Here is a 17,135-nt window from a genome sequence, read left to right as displayed (position 1 = left end):
AACCGCAAATATAAAATTTTAAATCGTTCGAAAAGGTAAATATTCTATTTATGTGTAAAAGTTTGCTTCAATAAACCAGGGAACTCTTAAACTGTTTTGCCCTTTTGGTAGTGTTTAATCGCACCATTCAGGATTACCGTAATTACAATTATCAGTGCGCCAATATAAAATTCAAAACTCATCTTCTCTTTTCCGCCAAGGATGAAATACGCCAATACAATTCCGTAAACCGGCTCTAAATTCGTAGTCAGCATGACCGTGTACGGAGTTAGTTTTTGCATTACTTTCACCGATGCCGTAAAAGCATACGCAGTACAAACCGAGGCTAAAATCAGGATTAAAATCCAATTATTAGCGGTCAATACAAAAAAGTCCAATGTAAATTTCCCTTGAAATAAAAAGTAAATAGTGATGAAGGCAACGCCCGCCAAAAATTCATAAAATGAGATTACCGAAGGATCGTGATCCGCAATCAGTTTTCCGTTCATCAGCGTGAACAAAACACCTAATATGATGGATGCCAAAGCGTACAACATTCCATCAAGGTAATTGATTTCGACCTTCATAATCAGTGCTAATCCAGCGATTATTATAAGTCCAAAAAAGACTTCATACCACAAAACCTTTCGACCATAAAATAAAGGTTCTAAAATAGATGCGAAAAAAGCGCCCAATGAAAAAACCGACAGTGTTATCGACACATTAGAAACATGAATCGCTTTGAAAAAAAAGATCCAGTGTAACGCAATCAATAATCCGACGAAAATCAATTTGAGGAACGATTTTAAGGGAATTCGAAACGATTGCTTTTTAAAAACCAAAAACAACGCTAAAAAAACAGCTGCAAAAAACATGCGATACCAAACCAAAGCATCTGCTGTTATGGTGATTAAAGCGCCTAAAATGGCAGTAAAACCCCAAATAAAAACAATCAAATGGAGGTTTAAATAACTTTTTAAATTATCGTTTTGCATTTCGTAGTAAATAAATGGCTAAAATTCCAAAAGCAATATTGGGCAACCAAACCGCTAACATTGGTGGAATACTGGATTTTTCGGCTAATACACCAAAGATTTTATCAAAAAACACAAAGGCAAAAGCCAGTGCAATTCCAATGGCTAGATTTGTTCCCATTCCGCCTCTACGCTTCATCGAAGAAACGGCTACAGCAATAATGGTAAGGATAAATGCCGATACCGGAACGCTGTATTTTTTATACAAAACCACTAAATACACGTTGATATTAGAGGAACCTCTTTCTCTTTCTTTTTCGATAAAAGCATTCAGTTTTCCTAAGCTCAACGTTTCCGCAATATATACTACAGGTGTCAAATCCTCTAAATCAAAAGTAAAAACAGCCTTTTTTTCCGGCAGCTTTTCAATTTTATCATTCAGTTCACCTACCGTTCTTTTCGTGTAATCATACATCGTGTAGGTGCTGTCCTTTGGATTCCATTTGATTCTGCTGGCCGTTATTTTATGGACTAATTTCTCGTTCTTAAATTTCTCCAAAGAGAAACTAAAAGCAATTTTAGATTCCGTATTGAAACTGTTTACATAAATAAACTCATTGTCGTTGATCTGGCGATACACATCCGTATTATCACCACGCATCGCTTCTTTTCCGCCTCCTTTCAAGTACGTATATCTGAAATTATTAAAACCTTCACTGGCCGCCGGAACGACAAAGAAACCCATTAATAATACAAAAACTGAAACAATGGAAGCACCTATAATATACGGTCTTAAAAATCGTGTAAATGAAATCCCCGAACTTAAAATGGCAATAATCTCAGTATCATTCGCCAGTTTTGACGTGAACCAAATCACCGATAAAAACAAAAATATCGGAAAAAGGGAATTGGCAAAATAAACCGTAAAGTTGTAGTAATAAAGAGCAATCTCTAAAAACGGAACTTTATTTTCCAGCATTTTATTGATCTTCTCGGAGACATCCACAACGATTCCTATGGGGATAAACAACAACAGCATCACCGCAAATGTGGCTAAATATCTTTTTAGGATGTATTTGTCTATTATTGTTAACATGTTTTTGTTTAAGGTTTAAAGTTTAAGGTTTAAAGTCAGCGCTGGAACGTTAAACTTTAAACCTTAAACATTTTTTTTACAAACGTTGGCTCATATTTTTCACCATCATTTCTTTCCAAGGTCTGAAATCGCCCGCTAAGATATGTTTTCTGGCTTCACGAACCAACCACATATAAAAACCAAGATTGTGTATCGTGGCAATTTGTTTTCCCAAGTATTCATTGGCAGCAAAAAGGTGGCGCAAATATGCTTTCGTGTATTCCGTATCCACGTAAGTGATTGCCATTTCGTCAATTGGAGAGAAATCAGCTTCCCACTTTTTATTTTTGATATTGATCGTACCATTTGCAGTAAACAACATTCCGTTTCTGGCGTTACGCGTTGGCATCACACAGTCAAACATGTCGATTCCAAGGGCAATATTTTCCAAAATATTGATCGGAGTTCCTACGCCCATCAGGTAACGCGGTTTGTCTTCCGGCAAAATTTCGCAAACCACTTCGGTCATCGCGTACATTTCTTCGGCAGGTTCCCCTACTGAAAGTCCACCAATAGCGTTTCCTACTTGATTTGAATTTGCAATATATTCCGCTGACTGCTGACGCAAATCCTTATAACAGCTTCCCTGAACAATTGGGAAAAAAGCTTGATCGTAACCGTATTTTACAGGCTGCGTGTCTAAATGATTGATGCAACGGTCCAGCCAACGATGCGTCATTTTCATGGAGCGTTTCGCGTAGTTGTAATCACATGGATACGGCGTACACTCATCAAAAGCCATGATAATATCGGCACCAATGGTACGTTGAATTTCCATCACATTTTCTGGTGTAAAAAAGTGGTATGAACCGTCAATATGCGATTTGAATTTCACTCCTTCTTCCTTAATTTTTCTATTGGCCGAAAGTGAATACACTTGGTAGCCACCAGAATCCGTCAAAATATTACGGTCCCAGTTCATGAATTTATGCAAACCACCGGCTTTCTCCAGGATTTCCGTTTGTGGTCGCAAATATAAGTGGTAGGTATTTCCCAGGATAATATCCGGGTTAATGTCTTCTTTCAGTTCCCGTTGATGCACTCCTTTTACCGAAGCTACGGTACCCACAGGCATAAAAATTGGAGTTTCAATCACCCCGTGATCAGTAGTAATACTTCCCGCTCTGGCTTTGGACTGCGGATCTTTTTTTAATAAATCAAACTTCATAGTAACGTATTTCACCCGATTGTTCGGCTGGCAAAGATAGGTTAATTTGAAATCTACATCAAAAAAATGTTTATCATCCCATAAAGTAAAAAAGTGTCCCGAAAGCTATCGGGATAACAACCAAATTACGCCTGCTTTTTAAGAAAAAAATGAGACAATCATAGTGTTCAAAAATACACGTATCGTTTAGTAAATGGTTTTGGGCGTGCCCTAAAAAGGTCGGGCTATTCGTTTCAATCTTTTATTCCGCTGTGCTTCATAAAAGGATTTCCACTGTTATCCCTCACGCAAAACAGGTGTAATAAGAACTAAAATCTTCCCATTTATATTCAAAACACATCCAGTAAATTAAAAATTCTTATGATGATTTGTAAGAAAATTTTAATATATTTGAAAATCTATAACGCGAAACAAACCTTCGCCAATGTACAAGTGTTTGGGTTTATATACGAACGTTTGTTTAGCGTATATACTAGTTATACCACATTGCCGAATACGTATCTGAATAAGCATTTTCTAAACCGAAAAATATGGATAAATTATCTTTTACAACATTACAATTAATTCATGAATCTAGTAATGACGCTCTAAGGTTTAATGAAGTTAAAAAAGAAAATTTAATAAATATTCCAAGCGAATTTGAATATTCAGAAAATAACACTTTTTACAAATCATACACAGAATTAAATGATGAATATTTTTGGCTAGTTTCAGAATATGGAAAACCTAACCCACACAGAGAAAATTGGGTAGATATTGAAACTCATAAAGAAGAAAAAAACAAAAGAAAAGGAACTCAAGTTGAATTAACTCATCAATCATTTTTATTCTATTCATTTGAATCTAAACTTTTATATTTATCAAATTCAAAACATATTAAATTAATGAGTAAGATATTATCTGAAAAATCAGGTAATATCTTTTTTGCGAAAAGATTGATTGTAGATTTTGATAAATTTATAACTATAATAGAAAGTGTTAATAAGATTAAATTTACTGGGTTCAATAATTTATTTAGCGTTGATAGTAGACAATTTAAAGCACTTGAAGATTTAACAGGAACATCAGCACCAGAAACTTTTACACTTGAAGCAACTTATAAACAAAGTGCTATAAAAGAATTTTTAAAGTTCTTGCATTTATCAAAGCAAGAACATAAAATAGAAAAACTAGTAATTTGTGGGTTGGATGAAAGTGGTCTAGAAACTATTTATAATGTTGATTCTTTTACTAATCAAATTTTCATAAATTGTAGAAAAAACAATGAAGGTATTTATGAACATGAAGCAATTAAAAATGAGTTAATTAGTAAAACAACAAATTAATGAAAGGTATAGATAAAACATATTTTATTTTAATTCTATTATTATCAATTCCAATTGGTTATTTAATTTTACCTAAATACTATGGGCAATTTTCAGACTTAATTACATTTCTTTCTATACTTATTGGTTTCCAAATAACTGCAATTTCTATATTGTTTAATTCAAGAATTGTAAATGTGCTTTATGACAATAAAAACAAATCATATAAAACGGAGCTTCATAGACTAAAGTCTTATTTTAAATATGCAATCAACTATGAATTAATATCTGTCGTTCTTCTTCTAACTTTCCCAAAAGAATTTTCGTTCTCTATATTTGACTATCAATTAATATTTTACAAGAGCTACTTTGTTTTACCAATAATATTAGGTTCTATATTCTGTTTTTTAAAAATTTCAAATGAATTCTTTAGAATTTTTATTTTGCCCAGAAATGAAAAGTAGAAAAAACAACCTGGTATAACAGGCGTTTGGCAAGATTGGGAATTTTATAGTAAATTCATATTTACGTTTCGCATCAAGTTTTCATAAATCCTAAAACCGAGCGGTTACGAACTTACAGCCATCTCAAAGAGGCGAAACGTTAGCAGTCAGGCTATGATGACCAAGAAGACAACCATCAATTGACATAAAAGGAGTATAATGACGACAGAATTTCCAATAATAAAAACCGAAAAACTTTTACTTCGACAATTTGTTGAGAACGACCTTGAAAATGTTTTCAAAGGACTTTCGCATCCAGAGATTATTAAATATTATGGAGTGAGTTTTCAAACATTGGAAGCAACGAAAGAACAAATGACTTTTTTCGCTGACCTTGAAAAAAACGAAACGGGAATTTGGTGGGCTGTTTGCTCTGCAGACAACAAGATCTTTTATGGAGCAGGTGGACTAAGCAGTTTAAATAAAGAACATAAAAAAGCAGAAATAGGATTTTGGTTAATTTCAGAGTTTTGGGGTAACGGAATTATGAAAGAAGCGATGCCGTTAATTTGTAATTATGGATTTGATAATTTAGAACTTCATAGAATTGAAGGATTTGTAGAGTCAGAAAATAAGAATTGTAAAAACGCAATGGCTAAACTGGATTTCCAACACGAAGGAAGAATGAAAGAATGTGAAATTAAAAATGGCAAGTTTATAAGTCTTGATATTTATGCAAAAGTGAAGACAACTTAATGATAAGTTAACTAAAAAAATAAATTGAAAAAATCGTACCGCCCTGATATACCAAAATCGTTAGCCCAATTCTGCAAACTGTACCCACAGCAGTATGCAAATAACAAAAAAAATCAAACCTCATTTTGAACACAAACAACTGCGTTTTGGACACATTCAAATATGATAAAGTTCTAACCTTTGCACTTCACTAATACATAAAAAAATGAAGTACAAAATTTTAGGAAATACAGGTTTGAAAGTTTCAACACTTTGTTTAGGGACAATGAACTATGGCGGAAAAGGTTTTTTCGGCTATATGGGTAACCTTGATCAAAATGCAGTGGATGAACAAATTAAAATTGTAACCGAAGCAGGTGTTAATTTTATTGACACAGCAAACATTTACTCCGAGGGACTTTCGGAAATTATGATTGGCAAGGCAATCAAAAACCTTTCAATTAACAGGGACGACTTGGTTTTGTCTACAAAAGTGAGAGGTACTATGGGCAAAAGCCAAAACGACTTGGGGCTTTCAAAAAAGCACATTATCCAACAAGTTGAAGGAAGTTTAAAAAGGCTTGGTACAGATTATATCGACTTGTACCAAATTCACACGGCAGACCCACTAACGCCCATTGAAGAAACCATCAGAACATTAGATGATTTAGTGCGAAGCGGAAAAATTAGGTATTTTGGCGCAAGTAATATTATGGCTTGGCAATTAGTGAAAGGCTTGGCTTATTCTCAGTACAATCATTTAGACAGGTTTGCTTCTTTACAAGCAAATTACTCCTTGGATGTAAGAGATGCAGAACGTGAAATTATACCTATGCTTGAAGACCAAAGAGTGGGAATGATGGTTTGGAGTCCTTTAAGTGGTGGTTTGCTTACCGGAAAGTATAAAAGAAACGGACAGAATGAAGAAGGAAGACTAAATAATTTTCCGTTTCCGCCTTTTCACGAAGAAAGAGCGTATGATGTTTTAGATGTGCTTACACCAATGGCAGAGACAAAACAAGTTTCAGTTTCGCAATTGGCGTTGGCTTGGTTGTTACATCAGCCGGTAGTAAGCAGCATTATTATTGGTGCAACCAAAATACATCAACTTCAGGACAACTTAAAATCTGTTGCTGTTCTATTTACGCCAGAGGAATTAAATCAGCTGAACGAAGTAAGCAAATTGCCTGCTGAATATCCCGGAAATGTTTTGGAAATAATGACAATGGACAGAAGTGCAGGAGTTGATTTTCAAAATGCTTAATTTTACTAAAATAACAAAGTAGGCAGTATAAACCACTGTCTACTTATTTTACTTATGAAAAACAAAGAGCAAAATATAAAAAAACTGAATTCGGTTGCAGCATTACATTCTTTGATGGGATTGAATAGTCCGTTGAATCCATTGATTACTGTTATTGACCATTCTATAAAATCAAATACTAATCAATCTCAAAATGGAAAATTATTATTTGATTTTTACAACATAACACTAAAAAGGAGTTTTAAAGGGATATTAAAATATGGTAAAAACGAGTATGACTTTGACGATGGGACAATGTCTTTTATTGCGCCAAATCAAATAATTAGTGTAGATAGTGAAGAAAATAGAAACAGTGATGGTTGGTCATTATTATTTCACCCCGATTTAATAAGGCAATACCCATTAGGAAAAGCGATTAAAAACTATGGATATTTTTCATACGAAGTAAACGAAGCACTTCATCTTTCAGACGAAGAAGAAAAAATAATTGAAGCAATCGTTCAGAATATTCAAACGGAAATAAGTTCAAGATTAGATAATTTTAGTCAAGATGTAATTGTTTCAAACCTTGAATTGCTTTTAAATTATTGCAATCGTTTTTACAGCAGACAATTTATTACAAGAAAAATGGCTACTACCGATTTGCTGTCCAATTTTGAAAACATATTAGACAAACATTTTAATCTCGATTCAGATTTGCCAATACCAACAGTTGAAAAATTAGCAAATGAACTCCATGTTTCCTCTTCCTATTTAAGCGATATGTTGCGAAGCTTGACAGGCCAAAATACACAGCAACATATACACGAGAAGCTTATTGAAAAAGCGAAAGAAATTTTAACAACTACAAACCTGACGGTAAGTGAAATTGCCTATCAATTAGGTTTTGAGTATCCTCAGTCATTTAGCAAACTATTCAAGAATAAAACCAATTTGACACCAATGGAGTACAGACAAACATTTAATTAAAGTATTAAGTTTATGAAACTAATATTATTTTTATGCTCCCGAATACTTTTGTCTTACTGAACATAAAAAATAGACAATTTCCAATGATGAAATACAAAAATCAGTATTGAAAAAACAATACAAATTAGTGAGCAACAAAAACGAATGCTATAAAAAGTAAAATCCTAGATAATTTCACCGCAAAATGTTTCAATTCAACCGCAACTATTTTATACTTACAATTTTACTTTTCCTGACAGAAATCGCCATTGCTATGTATGTTCATGATGACTTTATAAGACCTTATTTCGGAGATTTTTTAGTGGTTATTTTACTCTATTGTTTTGTGAAATCCTTTGTAAAAGTTTCGGTTTTGGTAGCTGCAAGTCTTGTATTGGTTTTTTCATTCGGTATCGAAATCGCGCAGTATTTCAACATGGTGGAAAAACTGGGACTTCAACATACTAAAATTGCAAGAGTTGTGCTCGGGAATTCATTTGCATGGATGGATTTGCTTGCCTACGTTCTTGGAATTTTAACCGTAATTGGAATTGAAACATTCCATTTAAAACGAAAGAATAAAATCCATAACCAGATGTAACTTTCGGTAAAATACGTTATTTCATGCAGCAAATTCTTGTGAAAAAATCTTATGTTTGTCTGAACACGATTTTAAAAACTTAAAAAATATGATTCGAAAATTATTTTCCTCAAGTTCATGGTCCGCTAATGCAACAGATTGGGCTTCGCTTATTTTACGATTAACATTTGGTTTATTGATGTTGAGTCATGGTATTCCAAAATTGATGAAGTTAATGGATGGCAACATGGAATTTGGTGATCCAATAGGCATCGGAATTCCGGCATCATTAGCTTTGACCGTTTTTGCCGAAGTTTTGTGCTCCGCATTACTAGTAATTGGATTATGGACCAGACTGGCGTTGATTCCGCTTATTATAACCATGGCGGTTGCCGTATTTATTGTTCACATCAATGATGATTTGGGAACTATGGAATCTGCATTACTGTATTTACTGTCTTATTGCGCGCTGTTTTTATTGGGCGGCGGTAAATATTCTGTTGATGCTGTTTTGAAGAGAAAAGCATAAACCGATTCTTCTTATTCTTAGGATTTAAATATCATTACCTTAATCATGCTGCTCCTATCAGTATGGTTAAGGTTTTTTCTTATTGTGCAGCTTCATAAAAGCAATAATTTCATAAAAGCGATTGCTCCAAGGCGAGAAATACTGAAGCACCATTGGGACGTGCTTTTTATTCAACCGTATTGGTGTCACATCGGGTTGGAAAGGTTGCAAAGCAGTTATAAAACGACTGTTGGCAATTTTTATGGAATTATATGTTTTGTCTCCAACATAAATTAAAAAAGGTGGCGTGTTTTTATTTAAAAAATAAATAGGCGAAGCATCTTTCCATTGCTCCGGATTTGAGGTCCAAGTTGCCAAATAATCGTCTTTTTCCGTTGGTGGATTTCCTTCTAAATAATTTTTCATATCCAATCCTGCTGCATCATTCAGGATTATTCCGGCAATAGTTGAAGAATCAATTCCATATTTCGGATTCATGACGGCCAAAGCTCCAAGATGGCCGCCTGCCGAATGACCCGTGATGTAAATCGAATTGGGATTACCATTGTACTGGCTGATATTCTTTTTTGTCCATTGAATTACGGACACAATTTGCCGCGTCATATCATCGTAAGAAGCCTTAGGACTCAATGTATAATCTGGGATAACTGTAATCACTCCTTTACTTGCAAAATTTCTGCCCAACAAATCATACGTCCCTTTCCGACCGCTGTTCCAATTTCCTCCGTGTACAAAAATTAAAACAGGAACCGCTGTCACACTTGATTTTCGGGGAACAAAAACATTCAGTTGTGGTGGTTTTGCAATGTTTTTATCAGTAGAATTGAGATACGAGATATCAGTATTTTTTTTTGAACCACAGTTGACTAAAAGAAAAGCATTCAGTAAGACGATAACGAAGAAGGAGAAACGCATATTCATTTTTTTTACGAATATAAGATTTTAAAAAATTACGAAACTTAATTTAGATTTAAAAGGTAGTTTTCTTGAGTAAAACGTTTTTCATTTCCTTTAATACAACTATATTTACTTCTAAATTTTCTTTTACGAATGTTACTAAAATTTTTCTCCATAAAATAATCAGAGCATCTTTTCTGTCTTTATTTTCATAAAAAATTAAATACAAATGAACACTACAAATACCCAAAATCTAGAAAAAACAAGTGTAGCTCAAAACATAAGTCGGTATATATTAGGATTATTCCTTACCACTGCTGGAATTAGTCATCTTACTTGGAGTCGAACAGAATTTTTAGCGCAAGTACCACCGTGGATTCCTGTAAACGCCGATTTAGTGGTTCTGATATCAGGAGTAGTTGAAATTGTTTTAGGTTTATCCCTAATTCTGTTATTTAAGTATCGCATCCAGGTTGGATGGATTGTAGCTGCTTTTTTTGTTCTTGTCTTTCCGGGAAATGTTGCGCAGTTGGTCGAACATAGAAATGCTTTCGGACTCAATACAGAACTATCCAGATGGCTCAGACTTCCACTTCAACCACTTCTCATTCTAGTAGCCTTATGGTCAACTGGCGCTTGGCATTCATGGAGGAAAAATAAAAATTAAACAAAGAAGTCCACTATATTTTGCCTTTTAAACTTCAAAACGGTACTGTACCAAACAAGATAGGCTGCCCTTGCGGACAGCCTATCTACATTTATCACAGAGAGATTAGTTGAATTGTGAAGCCACATATTCAATTAAACTTTCATCGCTCATTTTATTAGAAGTACTTTTTTTTGTCTGTACATTTTTGTATTGTGGAGTTTCTCTCAAATATTTAATAAATTGTTCTTGAGCAACACCAGGTCCAGTGATGTGTAATTCATCCACATTTTGCATGTGCGCAGTAATGTTTTTGAATAACTTGTGAAGTGAATCTCTTTCTGCATTATTTGCCGCGTTTTCACTTGAATTTCCTCCTTGACCTTCTTCTTTTTCGTGTCCTAAAACTACGAAATCTCCAGAATCTACATTTTCTCTACCTACGATAGTTGCATGATGTGAATCCATCCACACTCCGAATTGTTTTTTACTTTTGTCTGACATTATATTCTATTTATTTTTATTAATATTTGTATTATTAAATTGTCAAAAAGCATGCAATGACAATTCAAATACTTATTCTTTTAAAATTAGCGTATTTTTTTGACAAAAAGGGAATTAGTTCTGAATTTACTTTTTAATTAACACAATTCATTTGTACTATTTTAAAAATAAATCGATTCTTGGCTTTAATAAAAAAACTGCTGTATTCCTAGTTCATTATAGGTAAGTCATGGAATAATCTGACGCTAATCATTAGTCATTTTGAGTTTTTCTGTATCAACCTGCTTCGCGTCTTTATGTTGAATTACTTTGCCAAGAATCTATTGTTTGTACCTTTACTTTCAAAAAATAAAAAAACTAAATCACAATAAGATGTACGAATTACTAAAAAAGTATATCAGCAACAGAGCACAAATCAATGATGAACAAATGGATTTCATCTGTTCCTTTTTTAAACCAATGCAAACTAAGCGCAATGAAATTTTAGTACGTTATGAGGAGATTTGCCAACAATATTATTTTGTAAACAAAGGCTGTATCAGAATTTTCACTATTAATAAAGAAGGGATTGAAACGTCACGATTTTTTGCTTTTGAAGGCGGTTTTGGAACAGCTTTACCTAGTTTTATTGATCAACAGCCCGCTTACGAATACGTACAAACGATAGAAAAATCAGAATTATTGGTGATTTCCAGAACGGATTTTTATTATCTTGTATCTGCAATACCAGAATTTGGACTGATTTACAGAGCAATTCTGGAGTTAGGTTTTATAACGGCTCAAAAACGCATTTACGGTTTTCAGGGATTTGATGCCTTAGAAAAAGTAAAATGGATTATTGAAAACCAACCTCATTTTTTATTGCGTGTTTCTAATCAAATGGCGGCTTCCTATTTAGGGATTTCTCCTTCTACCTTAAGCAGAATAAAATCCAAACTCTGAAAACGTTGACATAGGACAAGCTTTTTCACACGACTCATTTTTAATTTTGTAAAAAATTAATCATGAAAATCAACTCTTATCTTTTAGTAATCCTCATTCCGCTATTTTCGTTGGCACAAATCAGCAGTAAAAAAAGTACCGATTTCACTAATTTAAATACCAAAACAGAAGGAAATTATACGACCCAATCCGTTCAGCTAACGCTCAAAACTGCATTTCAAATAACAGAACAAGCCCGAGAAGCAGCAAAAAGCTTGGGGAAAAATGTTACCATCGCAGTATTGGACGCATCAGGGCAAATTATCATCCTCACTCGTGGCGACGAAGTGGGACCGCACAATACGGAAGCCGCCAGAAGAAAAGCGTACACCGCATTATCTACTAAAACTCCCACGCTTTTATTATCAAGAAATGCCAGATTAAATCCGGATACCCAAAATTTAGCCACATTGCCGGAACTTCTATTATTAGGCGGTGGTTATCCGCTTTGGCACAACGAAAAAGTCATTGGAAGTATTGGTATCGGAGGTGGAAGTCCTGAAAACGATGATTTAATTGCCAAATCAGGTGCAATTGCAACCGCACAAATCACAACTCATTAATTTTAAACATAAACAAAAATGAAAAATTTACTATTTAGTTTACTTTTTACGGCTGTAGCAACAGCAAGCTATTCTCAAAATAATACCTACCAATTGTCTAGCCATATTTTAGACATTTCCAGCGGAACTGCTGCAATTGGCGTCCCGGTTGTATTAGAAAAATACGATGAAACCACTAAAATATGGTCGTATGTGGATGAAAAAATAACAGATAAAAATGGTAGAATTACCGATTTTCTGAATTATAAAGAAACAAAAAAAGGAATTTATAAACTTAGATTCTTGGTAGCAGACTATTTCAAAAGCAAAAAGACAGACAGTTTTTATCCGTTTATTGAGGTTGTTTTCCAAATTAAAGATACCAACCATTATCATGTTCCCATCACGCTTTCCAGCTATGGATATGCAACATATAGAGGCAATTAGTTTCGTTTGATTATTTTTGTAAGTTCCAAAAAAAGTCAAACGATTCCCGAAATGCTTTCCGAATTTTGTTGTTAAATAAATATGATTCATAACTTACGTAGTCGTAATTTTGTAGTATTAGAATTTATACAAAAGGGGAATAATCGTTAAAAAATAATAAAATGGAAGTAGCAAAAATTATCAAAGAGAAACTGGGAACCATTGTAGATGTGCGTTCCTATGATGAATTTATGGGTGGTCATGTTGCGGGATCCATCAATATTCCGTTGAATGAAATTCCGCATAGAATGCAGGAAATACAGGAACTCAAAGCACCATTAGTACTTTGCTGTGCCTCTGGAAATAGAAGCGGACAGGCACAAGTTTTTCTGACCGCGCACGGAATCGAGTGCTACAATGGCGGTTCGTGGCTTGATGTGAATTATCTTCAATCCCAAATCGTGTAACATGATAAACATACTCAAAAAAATATTTGGGCTTGGCGCCAAAGTCGATTATCCGGAATTAATTCAGAACGGAGCTATTGTCGTTGATGTGCGCAGCAAAGCAGAATATCTGGCAGGACACATTAAGGATTCCCTGAATATTCCCGTGGATTCGCTACGCAACAATCTGTTCAAACTGAAAGATAAAAACCAACCTATAATTACTTGTTGCGCTTCTGGAATGCGAAGCGCCTCGGCAAAAAGCATTTTGAAATCTAATGGCTATACTGCAGTATACAATGGTGGAGGGTGGAGCAGTTTAAAAAATAAAATAGTACGCTAATAGAATTTTTGGTAATAGTAAATAATACTATTCGTATTTACAATTAGTTAATTAACAGTTGATTAAATTATAATTTATCTAATTTTATTCCACTTAAAAAATTTAAGTGAATGAGTTAGATAGAAAAATAGTATCTATTATTTCTATACAATTTAATCTTAAAAAACTAGCGTTATGAGAACTGCAATTAGTAAAAACGAAGATGTAAAAGGTGCTATGCAAGCAAAAAGCAATGCCGCACATGGATTAAGAGATTTATTTGAAAATGGATTGAAAGACATCTATTGGTCTGAAAAAGTTTTGACTAAAACCTTACCAAATATGGTGAAAAATGCTTCAACACCAGAATTAGTAAACTCATTAAAAAGCCAATTAAATGAATCGAAAGAACATGTTTCTCGCTTAGAGAAAATTTTTCAAGAGAATGGTATGAAACCAACTGCAAAAAAATGTGATGCCATGGAAGGTATTCTAAAAGAAGCCGATGGTCTAATTAAAGAAACTGATATAGGTGCAGTACGAGATGCAGGAATTATTGCTGCGGAACAAAAAGTGAAACATTACGAAATAGCAACGTATGGTACTTTGCACGCCTTTGCTAAAACACTGGGAGAAAACAAAGCTGCCAATTTGCTTGCAATGACACTCGATGAAAAGAAAAAAACAGATGCAACATTAACCGGAATTGCAATGTCAACCATCAACAATCAAGCTCACAAAGCAGATGCGATTACAAACATTAAAGCATAATTTTGATACTAAAACAGCTTAATCACTGTTTTTCCTACTACTTAAAAAGCCCGCATTTGCGGGCTTTTCTGTGAATTATAATCTGACTTGAATAAAATGTAATCTGTTTTTATAGCTAATGAAAAATTTAAATTATTCAGCCATCGCCGGATAATCAGTATATCCTTTCACGGTATCGGTGTAAAAAGTAGTTTGATCTGGCGTGTTCAATGGTGAATCAGTTTCAAAACGAGCCACTAAATCAGGATTGGCAATAAATGGAACTCCATAAGCTACAAGATCAGCATAGCCATCTTCAATAACTTTGATACCCGTTTCTTTTGTAAAACTTTTATTGATTATTAAAGTTCCTTTGTAAAACGGTCTGAAATGTTTGGCCACTTCAGTAACAGCAAAAGGTATCTCACTTACATCAGTGAAAGGCTCCGTTAAATGGATATAAGCCAAACCGTAATCATTCAGTTTATTGATGATGTACTCATAGGTTGGAATTGTCTCTTCATCCAGCATCATTCCTTGCGCATTGTGCAACGAAGGATTCAAGCGAACACCAACTTTAGCATAATCAATAACTCCTTCTAAAGCATCTAGAATTTCAAATAGGATTCGGGATTTGTTTTCAATCGAACCACCGTATTCATCCGAACGATGATTGGAATAGCCATTAAAAAACTGTTGCAACAAATACCCGTTGGCTGCATGCAATTCGACACCGTCAAAACCTGCAGCAATTGCGTTTTTAGCTCCACTTTTGAAATCTAAAACGGTTTGTTTGATATCTTCAATCGTCATTTCTTTTGGAACAACTGTATCTACAAAACCATCATTTGTGTACGCTTTTGCGAAAGGATTCAACGCTGACGGTGCGTGCGGCAATTCGCCGTTATGCAAATCCGGATGCGACAATCGGCCTGTGTGCCATAACTGTGCGAATATAGTTCCTCCTTTTTCATGTACTGCTTTGGTAACTAGTTTCCAACCTTCAGTTTGCGCTGCACTGTAAATTCCGGGTACATTGATAAAACCAACTGCTTTTGTACTCACAAAAGTTCCTTCGGAAACAATTAAACCTGCTGTAGCTCTTTGCGCATAATATTCTGCCGTAAGCGCTGTAGGCACATTTCCTTCATTATTAGAACGGCTTCGTGTCATTGGTGCCATCACCATTCTATTTTTTATAATACTGCTTCCTAATGTATAAGGTTGGAATAAAATTGATTTGCTCATTTGATTTTTTTTAAATTAATGTTAGTTTATAAAATATTGGCTTTCAAGCCAATACTTGTAAATAGTGTCAAAATAGTCTTTACGGCTTCCTTATCGTTTCCGTTCAAAAAAAGGGAATTGTTATAATCAACCGCTGATTCGAAACTCTGAACAACTTTAGAAAAAGGAAAGAAATGCTGCAATTTGTCAAGAGTACTTTCGAAATTAATCGTGTTCTTTTTGTTTTCCAAAAAAAGTACAATCTTGCCTGTAGCCACATTTCTAATTTTTTCGATCAGATTACCATCAGTTGCCGCAGCATTTGAAAGTATAATAACATCTGCTTCCCAACTGGCATTGGTTGGACAAATCATTATCTCCGCTTTTGCGTTTGAATATTCTGAAAGTATTTGAGAATAAACGGTATTCAATACGACAGCATCATGATCAAACAGCAAAACGGGATTGGTTTTGGCAATTTGCTTCGCTAGAAAAATACTGTTGCTTTCTGAAACACCAAGTACTGCAAATGTTCTTCTATTTGACATCGATTTTTATTTACTTGGCAAATTTAAGGCTGTACTAGTGAAGTTTCCGTTGATGTAAAACAAGAAATTCTATTGATCTACATCAATTAAAAGGAACTCCGAGTATTAATTTGTTTGCGAACCCGACTCAATGTTTCCGGTTTCAGTCCAAGGTAAGAAGCAATCATGTGTTGGGGTACACGTTGAACAATTCCGGGATAAGCCAGTCCCAAATTGGTGTATTTCTCTTCGGCTGTTTCTGTTAAAGCCGAATTTATTCGAGCTTGATTTGCGATGTAGGCATTTTGCAAAAGCAAGCGTTGGTATCTTTCGAACATGGGGATTTTATCCATTAATGCTTCTCTTGCTTCAGTGGTCAGCAGTAGCAATTCAGAATCCTCAAGCGCTTCAATGGTGTAAATAGAGTTGCTGTTGGTCAGAAAACTGGACAGATCTGTAATCCACCAGCCTTCAATCGCAAATTGTACAATGTGTTCATTTCCTTTTTCATCCATGGAAAAAGAACGAAGAATTCCTTTTTCAACAAATGCATTGTAGATACAAATGTCTCCTTCCTGCAACAAGGTTTGTTTTTTACGCAACTTTTTTGGGATAAAAAACGTTTTGCATAACTCCATTTCTTCTGGGGTTAGTATCACTTTTTCCTGAATGCTTTTGAATAATTGTTGAAACATGGCTGCAAGATACTAAATAGTGTTAAAAGTGAAAAATAGTGTTGGTGCCAAAAAATAGAATCCTTAATAACTATTGATAAATCTAAAAATGGAACCTTATATTAATCAAATTA

Annotated in this window: 21 protein-coding genes; 13 read left to right on the top strand and 8 right to left on the bottom strand. The window is 34.3% G+C overall.

Annotation, left to right across the window (positions count from 1 at the left end; genetic code table 11):
• Positions 1–86: 86 nt before the first annotated feature.
• From DR980_RS01335 to tgt, 3 genes are all read right to left on the bottom strand, one after another.
• Positions 87–974: a DMT family transporter gene (locus DR980_RS01335; protein WP_113633458.1), complete on the bottom strand. Its 888-nt coding sequence runs from the start codon at positions 972–974 to the stop codon at positions 87–89.
• The gene (locus DR980_RS01330; protein ID WP_113633457.1) at positions 961–2,049 is read right to left on the bottom strand and encodes an LptF/LptG family permease; all 1,089 of its coding nucleotides are present in this window, start codon (positions 2,047–2,049) and stop codon (positions 961–963) included. The genes DR980_RS01335 and DR980_RS01330 overlap by 14 nt, the downstream gene beginning before the upstream one ends.
• Positions 2,050–2,125: 76 nt before the next feature.
• A complete protein-coding gene (gene tgt / locus DR980_RS01325) occupies positions 2,126–3,256 on the bottom strand; it encodes a tRNA guanosine(34) transglycosylase Tgt (protein WP_091171344.1) in 1,131 nt (376 codons plus the stop codon).
• A gap of 530 nt (positions 3,257–3,786) precedes the next feature.
• Here tgt and DR980_RS01320 point away from each other — a divergent pair.
• The 6 genes from DR980_RS01320 to DR980_RS01290 all read left to right on the top strand — a co-directional run bounded on the left by DR980_RS01320 (position 3,787) and on the right by DR980_RS01290 (position 9,059).
• Positions 3,787–4,581, top strand: coding sequence for a hypothetical protein (locus DR980_RS01320; protein WP_113633456.1), 795 nt, complete (start codon positions 3,787–3,789; stop codon positions 4,579–4,581).
• 641 nt (positions 4,582–5,222) lie between these two features.
• A complete protein-coding gene (locus tag DR980_RS01310) occupies positions 5,223–5,759 on the top strand; it encodes a GNAT family N-acetyltransferase (RefSeq protein WP_113633454.1) in 537 nt (178 codons plus the stop codon).
• A 205-nt stretch (positions 5,760–5,964) separates the two neighbouring features.
• Entirely contained in the window at positions 5,965–7,002 is a 1,038-nt protein-coding gene (locus DR980_RS01305; RefSeq protein ID WP_113633453.1) for an aldo/keto reductase, read from the top strand.
• A 54-nt stretch (positions 7,003–7,056) separates the two neighbouring features.
• On the top strand, positions 7,057–7,971 hold the full coding sequence (locus tag DR980_RS01300) for a helix-turn-helix domain-containing protein (RefSeq protein ID WP_113633452.1): 915 nt from the start codon (positions 7,057–7,059) through the stop codon (positions 7,969–7,971).
• Between the two features lie 184 nt (positions 7,972–8,155).
• Positions 8,156–8,551, top strand: a complete 396-nt coding sequence (locus DR980_RS01295; protein ID WP_113633451.1) for a ribosomal maturation YjgA family protein — start codon at positions 8,156–8,158, stop codon at positions 8,549–8,551.
• 88 nt (positions 8,552–8,639) lie between these two features.
• Positions 8,640–9,059: a DoxX family protein gene (locus tag DR980_RS01290; RefSeq protein WP_113633450.1), complete on the top strand. Its 420-nt coding sequence runs from the start codon at positions 8,640–8,642 to the stop codon at positions 9,057–9,059.
• Between the two features lie 66 nt (positions 9,060–9,125).
• Here DR980_RS01290 and DR980_RS01285 read toward each other — a convergent pair whose 3' ends face one another.
• On the bottom strand, positions 9,126–9,974 hold the full coding sequence (locus DR980_RS01285) for an alpha/beta hydrolase (protein WP_113633632.1): 849 nt from the start codon (positions 9,972–9,974) through the stop codon (positions 9,126–9,128).
• A gap of 211 nt (positions 9,975–10,185) precedes the next feature.
• Between DR980_RS01285 and DR980_RS01280 the strand changes: the two genes are divergently transcribed.
• Positions 10,186–10,623, top strand: a complete 438-nt coding sequence (locus tag DR980_RS01280) for a DoxX family protein (protein ID WP_113633449.1) — start codon at positions 10,186–10,188, stop codon at positions 10,621–10,623.
• A gap of 105 nt (positions 10,624–10,728) precedes the next feature.
• On the opposite strand, the gene DR980_RS01275 is transcribed toward DR980_RS01280, so the two are convergent.
• Positions 10,729–11,106, bottom strand: coding sequence for a hypothetical protein (locus DR980_RS01275; RefSeq protein WP_113633448.1), 378 nt, complete (start codon positions 11,104–11,106; stop codon positions 10,729–10,731).
• A 372-nt stretch (positions 11,107–11,478) separates the two neighbouring features.
• Here DR980_RS01275 and DR980_RS01270 point away from each other — a divergent pair, with 372 nt between their 5' ends.
• From DR980_RS01270 to DR980_RS01245, 6 genes are all read left to right on the top strand, one after another.
• Positions 11,479–12,048: a Crp/Fnr family transcriptional regulator gene (locus DR980_RS01270; RefSeq protein ID WP_113633447.1), complete on the top strand. Its 570-nt coding sequence runs from the start codon at positions 11,479–11,481 to the stop codon at positions 12,046–12,048.
• A 62-nt stretch (positions 12,049–12,110) separates the two neighbouring features.
• A complete protein-coding gene (locus DR980_RS01265) occupies positions 12,111–12,650 on the top strand; it encodes a heme-binding protein (protein ID WP_113633446.1) in 540 nt (179 codons plus the stop codon).
• 18 nt (positions 12,651–12,668) lie between these two features.
• Positions 12,669–13,076 carry a hydroxyisourate hydrolase gene (uraH, locus tag DR980_RS01260; RefSeq protein WP_113633445.1) on the top strand — a complete coding sequence of 136 codons (408 nt, stop codon included), beginning with the start codon at positions 12,669–12,671 and terminating at the stop codon, positions 13,074–13,076.
• 161 nt (positions 13,077–13,237) lie between these two features.
• Positions 13,238–13,522: a rhodanese-like domain-containing protein gene (locus DR980_RS01255; protein ID WP_113633444.1), complete on the top strand. Its 285-nt coding sequence runs from the start codon at positions 13,238–13,240 to the stop codon at positions 13,520–13,522.
• Between the two features lies 1 nt (position 13,523).
• Positions 13,524–13,844 (top strand): rhodanese-like domain-containing protein, encoded by a 321-nt coding sequence (locus DR980_RS01250; protein WP_113633443.1) that lies wholly within the window; start codon positions 13,524–13,526, stop codon positions 13,842–13,844.
• A gap of 174 nt (positions 13,845–14,018) precedes the next feature.
• A complete protein-coding gene (locus DR980_RS01245) occupies positions 14,019–14,594 on the top strand; it encodes a YciE/YciF ferroxidase family protein (RefSeq protein ID WP_113633442.1) in 576 nt (191 codons plus the stop codon).
• A gap of 132 nt (positions 14,595–14,726) precedes the next feature.
• On the opposite strand, the gene DR980_RS01240 is transcribed toward DR980_RS01245, so the two are convergent.
• The 3 genes from DR980_RS01240 to DR980_RS01230 all read right to left on the bottom strand — a co-directional run bounded on the left by DR980_RS01240 (position 14,727) and on the right by DR980_RS01230 (position 17,022).
• Entirely contained in the window at positions 14,727–15,821 is a 1,095-nt protein-coding gene (locus DR980_RS01240) for an alkene reductase (protein ID WP_113633441.1), read from the bottom strand.
• Between the two features lie 26 nt (positions 15,822–15,847).
• Positions 15,848–16,348, bottom strand: coding sequence for a hypothetical protein (locus tag DR980_RS01235; protein ID WP_113633440.1), 501 nt, complete (start codon positions 16,346–16,348; stop codon positions 15,848–15,850).
• 86 nt (positions 16,349–16,434) lie between these two features.
• On the bottom strand, positions 16,435–17,022 hold the full coding sequence (locus DR980_RS01230) for a Crp/Fnr family transcriptional regulator (protein WP_113633439.1): 588 nt from the start codon (positions 17,020–17,022) through the stop codon (positions 16,435–16,437).
• Positions 17,023–17,135: the final 113 nt, after the last annotated feature.

The organism is Flavobacterium psychrolimnae (assembly GCF_003312425.1).
In the GTDB taxonomy this organism is placed as follows: domain Bacteria; phylum Bacteroidota; class Bacteroidia; order Flavobacteriales; family Flavobacteriaceae; genus Flavobacterium; species Flavobacterium psychrolimnae.
This window is presented reverse-complemented; position numbering and strand designations above follow the sequence as displayed.